Origin of the sequence: Streptomyces sp. Tu 3180 (assembly GCF_009852415.1) — a bacterium.
GTDB lineage: Bacteria > Actinomycetota > Actinomycetes > Streptomycetales > Streptomycetaceae > Streptomyces.
Genome location: NZ_WOXS01000002.1, coordinates 12,918 through 25,106 on the forward strand (window position 1 = coordinate 12,918; position 12,189 = coordinate 25,106).

Annotated in this window: 8 protein-coding genes and 2 pseudogenes; 9 read left to right on the forward strand and 1 reads right to left on the reverse strand. The window is 71.0% G+C overall.

The genetic code is table 11. From position 1 onward, the window contains the following. Nucleotides 1-226: 226 nt before the first annotated feature. The 4 genes from GL259_RS01160 to GL259_RS01175 all read left to right on the forward strand — a co-directional run bounded on the left by GL259_RS01160 (nt 227) and on the right by GL259_RS01175 (nt 3,987). Entirely contained in the window at nt 227-1,180 is a 954-nt protein-coding gene (locus tag GL259_RS01160) for an FCD domain-containing protein (protein WP_159528446.1), read from the forward strand. Further along, on the forward strand, nt 1,180-1,686 hold the full coding sequence (locus GL259_RS01165; RefSeq protein WP_159528448.1) for a gluconokinase: 507 nt from the start codon (nt 1,180-1,182) through the stop codon (nt 1,684-1,686). Before GL259_RS01160 ends, GL259_RS01165 begins: the two co-directional genes overlap by 1 nt. Nucleotides 1,687-1,730: 44 nt before the next feature. Beyond that, nucleotides 1,731-2,975: a D-mannonate dehydratase ManD gene (gene manD / locus GL259_RS01170; protein ID WP_159528450.1), complete on the forward strand. Its 1,245-nt coding sequence runs from the start codon at nt 1,731-1,733 to the stop codon at nt 2,973-2,975. Between the two features lie 64 nt (nt 2,976-3,039). Continuing rightward, nucleotides 3,040-3,987 (forward strand): hypothetical protein, encoded by a 948-nt coding sequence (locus GL259_RS01175; RefSeq protein ID WP_208026395.1) that lies wholly within the window; start codon nt 3,040-3,042, stop codon nt 3,985-3,987. Between the two features lie 759 nt (nt 3,988-4,746). Here GL259_RS01175 and GL259_RS01180 read toward each other — a convergent pair. Next, complete coding sequence (locus GL259_RS01180; RefSeq protein ID WP_159528452.1) at nt 4,747-5,730, reverse strand: AraC family transcriptional regulator; 984 nt, start codon at nt 5,728-5,730, stop codon at nt 4,747-4,749. A gap of 108 nt (nt 5,731-5,838) precedes the next feature. Here GL259_RS01180 and GL259_RS01185 point away from each other — a divergent pair, with 108 nt between their 5' ends. From GL259_RS01185 to GL259_RS01205, 5 genes and pseudogenes are all read left to right on the forward strand, one after another. Next, nucleotides 5,839-6,519 (forward strand): NAD(P)H oxidoreductase, encoded by a 681-nt coding sequence (locus tag GL259_RS01185; protein WP_159528454.1) that lies wholly within the window; start codon nt 5,839-5,841, stop codon nt 6,517-6,519. 301 nt (nt 6,520-6,820) lie between these two features. Continuing rightward, nucleotides 6,821-7,612: pseudogene (locus GL259_RS01190) on the forward strand (replication-relaxation family protein). A 1,557-nt stretch (nt 7,613-9,169) separates the two neighbouring features. Beyond that, nucleotides 9,170-10,447: a PP2C family protein-serine/threonine phosphatase gene (locus tag GL259_RS01195; protein ID WP_159528456.1), complete on the forward strand. Its 1,278-nt coding sequence runs from the start codon at nt 9,170-9,172 to the stop codon at nt 10,445-10,447. A gap of 255 nt (nt 10,448-10,702) precedes the next feature. Continuing rightward, a pseudogene (locus GL259_RS01200) lies at nt 10,703-11,136 on the forward strand (DDE-type integrase/transposase/recombinase); the annotation flags it as partial. Nucleotides 11,137-11,206: 70 nt separating this feature from the next. Continuing rightward, nucleotides 11,207-12,121 carry a transposase family protein gene (locus GL259_RS01205; RefSeq protein ID WP_208026584.1) on the forward strand — a complete coding sequence of 305 codons (915 nt, stop codon included), beginning with the start codon at nt 11,207-11,209 and terminating at the stop codon, nt 12,119-12,121. The last annotated feature ends 68 nt before the right edge of the window (nt 12,122-12,189 follow it).

Genomic DNA, 12,189 nt, shown 5'->3' on the forward strand with positions numbered 1-12,189 from the left:
CCTGCACCTCTCGAATGATGGTCACCGTACCCATCTGAGCGCTATCAGAGAAGGCGACTGATATGGCATCACGGACCGCGCGGGGGCACGAAAGGGTATTCACTGGCCTTCGTACGCCCCGGCGTGCGCCTGTCCCGCCCTCCGCGCTCTCGCACCCGGCCTCGCACTCCCGGAAGCGGTGTCCGCACCGCAGACCACAAAGGCTCCGTGACCTAGTCTTCGGGCCATGACTGGTCCCGCATCGGACCCACCCGTGGACACCGACGACGCCCTCCGGGGCTCCACCGCCCAGGTCGTGGCCCGCCTCGGCTGCCAGATCGTCGAGGGCGCCAAGCCCCGCGACCGGCACCTGACCGTCGACGCCGTCGTGCAGGAGTTCGGCGTCACCCGCCCGATGGCCCGTGAGGCCCTGCAGACCCTGCACCAGAAGGGCCTGCTCACCCTCCAGCCCCGCATCGGGGCCACCGTCCAGCCGCTGGAGCGCTGGGACCTCCTGGACGCCGACGTGATCGCCTGGCGCCTGGAAGTCGCCCCCGACAGCCAGATGCGGTCCCTGACGGAACTGCGCGAGGTCATCGAACCCCGCGCGGCCCGGCTGGCGGCGCAGAGCAGGTCCGCGGAGATCTGCCACGACCTCACCAGCTACGCCCGCACCCTGCTCGCCCTCAGCCGGGAACCCGACTTCGAACGGCCGCGGGAGGGTGCCGCGGTCCGCCAGCGGTTCCGGGACGTCGACGCCGCCTTCCACCGCACCCTGCTCGCCGGCTCCCGTAACGAGCTGTTCCTGCACTTCTCCCACCCCGTCACCATGGCCCTCAACCACCGCATCGACCGGGACTGGGCCGGCGGCCGCCCCGGGGAGCGGGCCGCCTCGGCACGGTCCCTGACCGGCTCCGACACCGTGCAGAGCTATCCCGTACGGCCGCTGCCGATCGCCATGTGGCTGCACATGGGGCTCGCCTACGCCGTCGACCAGGGACGGGCCACGGCCGCCGAGGCGTTCGCGGAGGCCATTCTCGCCGAGATCCGCGGCGGGCGGCTCCAGGACCCCGCCGTCCTCGACCGGCTGCGGGAGGGGCTGGCACAGTTCGACCCGCGCGGGCTGCCCGCCGCGTACCGCGAGGGCTTCCGGGACGCCCTCGCCGCGCTGGTCCGCCCCCGGCGCGCCCCGTCGTCGTGATGGGGGTCAGCGGCTGCGGCAAGACCACCGTCGGCGAGTACCTGGCGGAGTCACTGGGGGCACCGTTCGAGGAGGGCGACCGGCTCCACCCGCGGCGCAACGTGGAGGCCATGAAGGCCGGCACACGCCTCGACGACAGCATGCGCAGCCCGTGGCTGGCCGCCGTCGCCGAGCGGATGAAGGGCGCCAGCCCGGAGGAAGGGCTGGTGATCACCTGCTCGTCCCTACGCCGGATCTACCGCGAACTGCTGCGGGTGGCCCGCCCCGACGCCTTCTTCGTGCACCTGGAGCTCGACCGGGAAGAGGCCGTCGCCCGGGTCGGAGGCAGACAGGGGCACTTCATGCCGGTCTCGCTGGTGGACTCGCAATTCGAGGACCTGGAGCCGCTCCAGGACGACGAGGCCGGCATGACCGTCGACGCGACGCTGCTGGTGGAGCGGATCGTGGCGGAGGTGCAGACGGCACTGGCCGGCCATGCGCGAAGACGGGCGGCCGGGGAGCTCTGAGCGCAAGGCATCCACGACCGCGACTGTGAAGAGGGGACCCTGCCATGAGGATCGTGTCGGCCGAGGTGATTGTCACCAGCCCGGGACGCAACTTCGTCACCCTGCGCCTCACCACTGAGGACGGTGTCACCGGCCTCGGCGACGCCACGCTCAACGGCCGCGAACTGGCCGTCCAGTCCTACCTGGAGAACCACGTCGTCCCCCTCCTTCTCGGGAGTGACGCCACCCGTATCGAGGACACCTGGCAGTACCTGTACCGGGGCGCGTACTGGCGGCGCGGGCCCGTCACCATGGCGGCCGTCGCAGCCGTCGACACCGCCCTGTGGGACATCAAGGCCAAGTGCGCCGGCATGCCGCTCTACCAACTCCTGGGCGGGGCGTCCCGCACCGGCGCCCTGGCCTACGGCCACGCCTCAGGCCGCGACGTCCCCGAACTCCTCGACTCCGTACGGGCCCACCTGGAGCAGGGCTACCGCGCCATCCGCATCCAGAGCGGCATCCCCGGCCTGGGCCCGGTGTACGGGGTCGCAGCCGCCGGCACGGACGGCGCGGACCGCTACGACTACGAGCCCGCCCGCCGCGCGGCCGCCGGCGGCATCCCCCTCCCGGTGACCGAGACCTGGGACACCAGGGCCTATTTGCGGCACGTCCCGGCCGTCTTCGAGGCCGTCCGGGCGGAGTTCGGCCCCGAACTGCCGCTGCTGCACGACGGCCACCACCGCATGACCCCCATCCAGGCCGCCCGGCTCGGCAAGGCGCTGGAGCCCTACGACTTGTTCTGGCTGGAGGACGCCACCCCCGCCGAGGACCAGGCGGCCCTGCGCCTGATCCGCCAGCACACCACCACCCCGCTGGCCATCGGCGAGGTCTTCAACTCGGTGTACGACTACACCACCCTGCTCAGCGAGCGCCTGATCGACTACGTGCGCTCCGCCGTCACCCACACCGGCGGCATCACCGCGATGCGCAAACTCCTCGACCTCGCCGACGTGTTCGGCATCAAGTCCGGCATGCACGGCCCCACCGACATCTCACCCGTCGGCATGGCCGCCGCCCTGCACCTGGACCTGGCGATCCACAACTTCGGCATCCAGGAGTACATGCAGCACTCCGACCGCACCCTGGAGGTCTTCCGCACGGCCTTCACCTTCAAGGACGGCCTCCTGCACCCCTCCGACACCCCCGGACTCGGCGTCGACCTCGACACAGAGGCAGCGGCGCACCACCCCTACGAACCGGCCTACCTCCCCGTCAACCGCCTGGCGGACGGCACGATGCACGACTGGTGAGCCGCGCTGCGCGGATTCGGTCAAGGCCGGACCGGCCAGCCCCGGGACCGTGTTCACTGATCCGATGACGACCACACCGCCGCCCGGCGGCCCGACAGTCGCCGGGCAGGTACCGCTCAGCGCGGTCCTCGACGAGCTGGCCCAGCGCCGCCCCGTCTTCCATTCCGAGGCGGACCTGCAGCACAGCTTCGCCCAGCTGCTCTGGGAACTGGCACCCGAGGTACGCTCCAGACTGGAAGTGCCGCGGAGGCACAACGGCCGGGTGGAACGCCTGGACCTCCTGTGTCTCGGCTCCCCAGGTCGCACGGCCATCGAGTTCAAGTACCCCACCCGGCGCTGGACCGGCACTGCGGGCACACCGCCCGAGGACTACGCCCTGCGGAACCACGCCGCCATGGACCTCGCCCGTCTGCACTTCGTACGCGACATGGTCCGGCTGGAGCGCTTCTGCAGCCAACCGGACGAGAACGGCCTGGCGGTGCTGCTCACCAATGACCCGTCCCTGTGGACCCCGCCGGCTGCGGCCCGCAAACGCACGCGGGACGAGGACTTCAGGATCCACCAGGGCCGTGTGCTCACCGGCACCCTGCTCTGGGCCGAGGGCGCCTACAAGCCCCACACGTGCACCTTGCGCGGCACGTACACCCTCGACTGGCGACCTTACGCTCAAGTGGAGGGCGTAAGCGGTGAGTTCCGCTGCCTCGCGGTGAGCGTGAGTCCCGCCCCGGCGAAGCTCGGTGACCAGGCGGCGGAAGAGGCCGAGGGCACTCGGGAGGCCACCGCCCTGCCACCCCCGAGCGACAAGTCCCACGTCCTCGGGTCGCCCGGCTCCTGGCCGGACTTCCCGGAGGGGCTCGATCCGCAGAGCGTGTCCTTCCGGGAGGCCCGCTGCACCTGGCACGGGACGGCGTGCACGGAAACACCGGTCAAAGTCGTCCGCAGCAGGGACGGCAGGCGGTGGGCGGCCTGTGCCCAGGCGGTACGGTCCCTCACCACCGGCCGCGAGTCATAGTCAGGTGGGAGCGGAAAAGACCTGCCTCGGCCGACGGCAGAGGCTGGAACGGCTCCCGGGGTGAGGCGGGAGGGGGCCCGGAGTGAGGATCTCAACCTTCGCCGTGGGGCACGGTTGCCCGCCGTCTGGTCAGGATTCGTATGCCCAGGACCGGCCGGTCTGCCGGTACTGCTCGACCGGGGTCGGCTCGACGCCGGGCCGCATTCGGCTCAGGTCCGGCATCCCGTTGCTCCGCCGACCGGCGTGACGTCAGGCGTTCGTGCAGACTCTCGGGGACGGCGAGCCGCGACCAGCCGTCATCATCCTTGGTGGTGTTCACAAGGCCCGCGCGATCGAGGCGCTGGAGCACACTCAGGACGAGGGCTTCCTGTCCGGGTTCGTCGGCTCCGCGCCGTACCTCCTTGACGTCGCGCACGTACGACTCGGCGCCTGGAGGGATGGCCGCAAGGCGCCGGGCGTCCACGGGCGGCCGACACATAGGTCGAGTTCCGCCGGTGCCGCGCCGAGGGAGTCGTCACCTCAGTTCCGGTGGCCTGTTCGTTCCTCGGATTCCTGGGCCTTGCGTTCGCCGGCCCGCCGCATGGACCGACACGGCCGCCGGTCGTCGCGGACCGCCCGCGGTGTTCTCGTCCCCCGCACCCTCCCCCTGCCCGCTCCCACCCGACGCTCAGTCAAGCATTCCGAGCCTCGGCGTGCGGCTCCTTGCGCAACTCCTGTCAACCGCCGCAGGCAGGTACGCGCGGTGATCGTGTTCCTCGCCTACCGCGCCGCCGGTTGTCTCGACGCGAGAGAACCCGACCCCGTCGCGGCCACTGCGGCGCGGTAGGTACTGGGGCTCAGGCCCTTGTGGCGTTTGAACGCGGCGCTGAAGCCGAAAGCGTCGGCATAGCCGACGGACCTGGCGATCTGGGCGATGCCGAGGTCGGTGTCGGACAGCAGCGCCTCGGCCTCGTCCATGCGGCATTCGGTGAGGTAGGTGAGGGGCGGGCGGCCCATCAGCCGGGTGAAGCGCTTGGCGAACAGCGCCCGGGAGACGCCGGCTCGAGCGGCCAAGGAGGCCACCGTCCAGGGTTCGGCGGGCCGGTCGTGGAAGGACTGCAGGGCGGGCGCGAGGACCGGGTCGGCGAGGCCCCGGTACCAGCTGGGCGCGTCGGCGCCCGCCTTGTCGAACCAGCTGCGCAGCGTGCACACCAGGGCCCAGTCGAGGAGCCGGTCCATCAGCGCCTGCGAACCGGCCGAGCGATGGGCGGCGTCGGCGGCGGCCGTCTCCAGCCAGGCACAGACCTCGGCGTCCTCCTCGACCACCAGGACGGGCGGCAGGGCACGCAGGAGCCGCTCGTGGCGGTGACCCGAGGCGCGGTAGGCGCCCACGATCAGCGCGGTCGCCTCCTCCGAGTCGGTGCCCCAGTGGATACCGCCGAGTTCCTGGGCGCCGCACTCGGCGCTCTCGGTGAAACAGGCGATCTCGTAAGCGGCGTGGGAGCCGTGCACGGTGGTGGGGTGGTCCGCGAGGTGGAACGGTTCGGGTCCGCGCACGATGGCGGTGTCGCCCGCTCCGATCGCTCGTTCCGTTCCGTCGGGCAGCAGCAAGGTGCCCCCGCCCCGCAGCACGCTGATCATGGTGAGCGGCGCGGCGTCGGCGAAGCGGATGGTCCAGGGCACCGCCAGTACGGCGCGGCTGACGACCGACCCCTCGGCCCGGATGCCGCTCAGCAACGAACTCAAAGGATCCATGGAAGACACCGTAGACGATCTCCTATGTTCCGGAGCGTTTCTCCCATGGATCATCTACACCGTCGCGGCTGTACTGGACTCGTTCATCGGACCGACCGAGACCAGCCGGGAGACACCGTGACGCAGCACGACAGCCGCGCCAGGACAGCCCTCGTCGTCGTCGCACACCACCGCACCGATTCCCTCACCGCGCACACGGCCCGCCGTGCCGCCGCCCGGCTCGAAGCCGCCGGCCACCGCGTCGACCTGCTCGACCTGCACGCCGAGGGGTTCGACCCCCGGATGAACGTGGCGGACCAGCCGGACTGGGGCGACCGGGAGAAGAGGTACTCGGACGAAGTGCACGCCCACATGCAGCGCATCCTCGACGCCGATGCCGTCGTCGCCGTCTTCCCGGTGTACTGGCAGAACGTGCCCGCCATCCTCAAAGGCTGGATCGACCGCGTGTGGAACTACGGGTTCGCCTACGGCCGCAGCAAGCCCCGCCTCGCCGGCAAGCGCATCCTGTGGCTGGGTCTGGCCGGCGCCACTGCCGACGATCCCGTCGTGGAGGGAATGCAGACCGTCCTCGAGACCAATCTGAGCGAGGGCATCGCCTATTACTGCGGCTTCTCCCGCTCCACCGTCGGCCTGCTCACCGACGCGGAGGAGCGCCCTCAGCGCGTCGACGCCGAAGGCAACCTCCTGGTCGGCGACGCGGTCACGGGCACCGAGCGAGAGGCGCAGTACGCGGCTTTCGACCGTCGCGCGCGGGAGTTCGTGGAGAAGTTCCTCGCCGAGGAACTCGTGGCGGCCTGACCGCCGTACGCACGTGAGCGAGGAGCGTTCGGCTTCCAGACCGGCACGGGTCCACGGCGAAGCTGCGCATGTCCTCGCCGCATGGCGAGCGTCTTCCTCCACTCCCCCCTCGCTCACCGGTGTCGCCCCTCAGCATGGCGGTCATTCACGCCCGCCAGGGCCGGAACCCGGTCAGGAGCACGGCCGGACGCCGGACGGTGGCTGCACACCGGCCGGCGCCGGCCCGCAGCGGACCTCCCCAGCGGCCGGCGGCCGGTTTTGTGCCGGCCACCGCATCGCCGCCACCCGCCGGCTGCGCCGGATGCTGCGCCCGGACGGCACCCGGCAGCTGATCTCCCGCGCCCCGAACAAGCTGCGCTCCCACTGCTTCGTCGACTACACGGTGCTGCCCGGCTCGGACCGCTCCCCCCACCCACGCCTGGTACCTCACCCCGACGGCGCGCGCCTGACGAGGGACCTGCCGGTCCTGCGGGGGCGGCCGCCCTGCCCCGATCACCTCCACCACGGCGGCGTCGCTGAAGACAGCGCACCCCCTGACCGTGGTGCGCGCCCATCCGGTCTTCGCGGCCGATGCCCGCCGGCTCGGGCACGAGCACGGCCCCGGGACTGGACGCCCGAGGTGTCGCACTCCCTCGGCGAAGGGGAGCGAGCGGTGGCCGACGCCGTCATGTACTGCACCGTCGTCAGGGGGAGCAGCGGCGCAAGCTGCGCGCATCCGTGGAGGTCGACCGCGCCACCATGAGCGGTGAGCGCCTGGCGGTGAAGCTGATCGGGTACGCCCGGCTGCACGGATCAGTACGAGGCCCAGCCCGTCGGCCGGCGCAGGCCCGCCGCCGCGGAGCCCGGCTGGCTGCGCCGGTATCCGGTCCTCCCCCGCGTGCTGTTCGTCCTCCCCGGTGCCTCCCGTACCAGGCTGCAGGGCAGGATCAGCGATCTGCAGGCGAGGGCCGCCCAGCACCCCCCGGTCGTCGCGCTCACCCGCAAGGTGCCGCGGGGAGCCGCTGTCCTCGAGGACCTCGAACAGCACGGCCCCGCCCGGGACGTGTGGACGCCCCTGACCGGCGGCACACCCCGCCCCTGGACCGATCTGTGAGGCCCCGACTGCTGTGGCCCAGCCAGTAGGAGCAAAGTTCCAACGTCCCGGGCCCGCGTCCGGGGCGTCTGGCCGTTCCCGGCCCGCCCGGGTGCCCTTGAAGCCGCAGATGTGCCCATGGCACAGGGGGCGGTGCCGCCATCTGGCACCGTCCCCTGTCAGCCGCTCCATCTGGTGTGCTCGTGCACGAGCACCGGCTCCCACGCCGTGGGGCGCGTGGTGGCGCGGCAGGCCGGATCGGCGCGTACGGGCCGGCTTCCCGCTGCTCGAGATCGCGGGTGAAGGACCGCGTGAGCTGCCCGGGCACGGCCGGTACGGTGGGCAGAGCGTGCCCGTCATCAGGCGCTCGCCTGCAAGGGCCGGCTGCGCATCGCCGGCGCCCAGCCACCGGTCCTGCAGCTCCTCGGCATCGACGCTGATCGCCTGCCACCCCACCCTCGAGCAGGCCTTGACCGGCTGATCCGCCCCCACACCCCCCGCTGCACAAGACCACCACACCTTGCCTGTTCGCTCCCCCGGTTGCGATCCGTGAGTGGTGGTTACCCGCCCAGAGCGGGGTTGGGAAGCAGCCCCGCCGAGTCCTCCGAGAACACGCCCTCGGAGGACTCGCCACCAGACGGCCGTGCTTCCGCACCGCCCTGGGCCGGCGTGCCCAAGGAAATGGGCGGCCCCCTGCACACGGGCGGCCCAAGCCACACGCTGGCCGCGTTCCTGTGCACCGTCCCCGTCCTCGCGGTACCGGTGATCGGCCTGCTCCAGCACGGCCCCGCCGCACCCGTCTGGCAACCCGTTCAGAACCCCGACAGCAGACTGGCTGGCCGCGCTCCCGGTCTCTCTCTCCCCCCCCCCGCCACTGTGGTCAGGGCCACGGTCAGGCATCGCGCAGACCCGACCACGGATTATCAGGACCCCCAACCACGGGCCCGACCACAGCAGGTCAACACACTGCGCGGACCATTGCGCGGCCGGCCGCGCAGCAGCTGCACGGCCGCACACCGCCCCAACCGGGCCTCACGATCCGAAGCCCCTCCGCCCGATCGGGCGTGAGGGGAGACAAACGCCCGATGGCCCCTCGTTGCTTCTGGGCACCGGTCCCCGCCATACAGACCTCCCACCCGAACGGCCGCCCGCACCCCGCCCGCTCCTCCCCGCCGAACGCCTCCCTGCCACCCCCACCGCCCCCGCCGGCCTCAAACCCCCGCAGCCGGCCGAGCACGCCGCACCCCGCGGGCCGGTCCCAGCACCGCTACGCAGTGGCTGGAGCCGGAATGCGCAGGTGCCCGGCCACCACCGACCTGATGGCGTACCGACTACGCACACCAGCCCCACGTGCTGCGCAGCCACCGGCTGAATGCACACGAGCGGCACCCCTTGCGCAAAACCGCCCGAGGGGCTCAGCCCTGAGGCACCGGACTGCGCACCACTGCGATCACGGCCGTCAGGACCTCGATCACAGTTCCAGCCTCACACCACTGGCACGCCCCGGCCCTGCGTTGTGGGCGGATACTTGAAGTCAACGGTGCACCGCATTGGCCTGCCGCGGGAAGGTTCTTCGCCATGGATGAGGGCTCTGGCCAACAGTCCATGCTCGCAGGACTGCTCGCCGCCAGCCATCTGCTCACCTTCGAGCAGTTGCCGTCCTGTGTGGCCGAGCACGCCGTCGGCAGCGGTTTCGACGAGGTGCAGATCTATCTGGCCGACCTGCAGCAGACAACCCTGCGCCTGCTGACGGGGCACGGTCCGGACGCCGAGCAGGCCCCCGAGGGCTGGCCCACCCAGCTAGCGGTCGAGGAAGCCGTGCCGGGCAGGGCGTTTCAGAGCGGACAGACCCTTCCCGCTGACCGGACACCGCAAGGAGGGCAGCCGAACGAGTGGTGGGTGCCGATGCGCAATGGCGCCGAACGGCTGGGAGTACTGCACATCACCACCTCGGATAGGACCCTGCGAACCATGGAGGACATGCGCTCTCTCGCGGATCTGGTAGCCCTGCTGGTGGTGAGCAAGCGGTCGCTGAGCGACTCCTATCCCCGACTGGTGCGCAGCCGACCGATGAATGTGGCCGCGGAGATGCAGTGGCACCTGATGCCGCCGCTGACTTTCGCCAGCGACCGTGTCGTACTCAGCGCCGCCCTGGAGCCCGCCTATCAGATCAGCGGTGACACCTTCGACTATGCGGTTGCCGATGACGTGGTCCACCTGGGGATCTTCGACGCGATGGGCCACGACACAGCGGCCGGGAACACCGCCAACCTTGCGGTGGCCGCATGCCGCAACCAGCGACGCCAAGGAGCCTCGCTGGCCGAGACCAGCAAGGCGATCGAGCGGACTTTGATCGAGCAGTTCACCGGCCGGTACGTCACCGCCGTGCTGGCCGACCTCGACAGCCACACCGGCGTCCTCAGCTGGGTCAATCGCGGGCATCATCCTCCAGTCCTCATCCCTGAGGAAGGCGGGATCATAGAGCTCCACTGCGATCCCGGCCCTCCGATGGGCACCGACCTCGGGCTGGAGATCACCATGTGCACACGGCAGCTTCATCCCGGTGACCGGCTCGTGCTCTACACCGACGGAATCACCGAGGCCCGCAATCCCGGCGGTGAAGAATTCGGTCTGCGTCACTTCATAAACTTCGTCACCAGCCACCTCAACCAAGGCATGCCCGTCCCCGAGACACTGCGCCGCCTGGTGGGAAGCATCACCGACTACCACCACGAGCAACTCGCCGACGACGCCACCGTCGTCCTGCTCCACTGGCACGGCCCCACCCCCTTCGACCCCGGCCAGGCAGAAACCCTGGTCGGTCTCGAAGCACCCCGCACGCAACGACCCCTCTGAGACAGACCAGCCACAGCCCGACAAGCTCGTGATCGATCACCGTCGTGTGGCGGGTAAGCACCTCTTGTGCAGCGATCGGCGGTCTTCTCGCTTCCTCCAGATCAAGCAGATCCAGTATCAGCGTGTCCACCACCCGGGGAGAGCCCCAACCTGACCGCGCGGCCAGTGCGCAGTCAGAGGGGTGCGAGCGGCACTGTCACGTTGATCGACCGGGTGGGACGATCTTCGGATCGATCACGGGGAGGGGGATCGTCCGTGGGGAGGGCGTCGGCGTCGTACAGGGGGCACCGGTACCCGGCCGAGGTGCTCTCCCACGGTGTACGGCTGTACTTCCGGTTCCCGCTCGGCCTCCGTGAGGCGGAGGAGGTGAGGAGGTGGTGCTCCGGCGCGGTGTGATCGCCTCCTGTGAGACGGTCCGGCGGTGGTGCGCCAGGTCCGGCCGGGCCTACGCCGACGGACCGCGTCGCCGCCGGCCCCGGCCCGGCGGCACATGGCATCTGGACGAGGCCTTCACCGAGATCAACGGCGCGCCGGGGTGTCCGTGGCGGGCTGTCGGCCAGGACGGCGACGTGCTGGACATCCTCGTGCGGGACCGGCGGGACAAGGCCGCGGCCCGGCGTTTCCCGCGCCGCCTGCTGAAGAGGACCCGCGTGGTGCCGCGGGTGGTGGTCACGGACAAGCTGCGCTCCTAACGAGCTGGTGCGTGATAGCGGGTGAGGCGCCGCGCCAGGTGGGTGGCATGATCCGGCTGTGGCGATCATGGTCAGTCGGGTGGTGCTGACGCATCGGCTGTTCACGGGCATCTCGCGGAGTCACCTGGTCTGCTTGATCGAGGAATTGGCGGTGCCGTGGGAGACCGACTGCGAAGGTCGTCGCCCTGCTGCGCGGGGCGGAGCCCGCAAGCGGGCCGCGGGTGCCGGCGTCCGCCACCAGCTGGTGTTCATCGACCGGCTGGTCGCCACGCTGATCCATCTGCGACATGACCTGCCGCACGCAGTGCTGGGGCTGCTGTTGGGCGTCGACCGCTCCACCGTCACCCGCGCGATCGCAGAAGTACGCGGGCTCCTGGCCGAGCGGGGGCGTGCGGTCCCCGACCGCCCCGGCCTGCGGCTTCGGACCCTGGCCGATGTGTTCGCCCATGCCCAGGCGGAGGGGAGCGAACTACGCCTGGACGCCACCGAGGTTCAGGTCCGCAGGCCGCCCGCCGGCCGCGGCGGGCGACAGGCGTTCGCGTCCGGCAAGAAGAAGCAGAACACGATGAAGGCCACGGTCATCGCCGACCACCAAGGGCGCACGCTCTGGGCTGATGCCATGCGACCAGGGCGAATGCACGACGCGACCGCCACACGCAACGAAGGCATCGCCGTGTGCTTCCGGCCCTTCCCCGACGTGGAAGTGCTCCTCGACGACGGCTACCTCGGCCTCAGGCGCGACCACCCCGGCCAGGCGGTCACGCCACCAAGAAAAGCGAACAAGATCAGCCCGCCCGAGGTCCACGAAGCCCGCCTACGAGCCCGCCACCAGCACTCGTCCCGACGCACCAGCGTCGAACACGCCCTCGCCGATCACAAACGTCGGAAGCAGCTGACCCGGTGGACCCACCGGCGCGAGACCCTCCCCGCCACCTACCGGGCCATCGCCGGCCTCGTCTCCGACCACACCGCCAACGCCTGACCGCGACCCCGATCAGGCAAACACGGCCTCACCCGCTGTCACGCACCGGCTCGTTAGGAGTGAGGTTG

Bases quoted from the DNA above. Each gene is read 5' to 3' on its own strand.
- GL259_RS01160 (WP_159528446.1), top strand. From the start codon at position 227: ATGACTGGTCCCGCATCGGACCCACCCGTGGACACCGACGACGCCCTC.
- GL259_RS01165 (WP_159528448.1), top strand. From the start codon at position 1,180: ATGGGGGTCAGCGGCTGCGGCAAGACCACCGTCGGCGAGTACCTGGCG.
- manD (WP_159528450.1), top strand. From the start codon at position 1,731: ATGAGGATCGTGTCGGCCGAGGTGATTGTCACCAGCCCGGGACGCAAC.
- GL259_RS01175 (WP_208026395.1), top strand. From the start codon at position 3,040: ATGACGACCACACCGCCGCCCGGCGGCCCGACAGTCGCCGGGCAGGTA.
- GL259_RS01195 (WP_159528456.1), top strand. From the start codon at position 9,170: ATGGATGAGGGCTCTGGCCAACAGTCCATGCTCGCAGGACTGCTCGCC.
- GL259_RS01205 (WP_208026584.1), top strand. From the start codon at position 11,207: ATGGTCAGTCGGGTGGTGCTGACGCATCGGCTGTTCACGGGCATCTCG.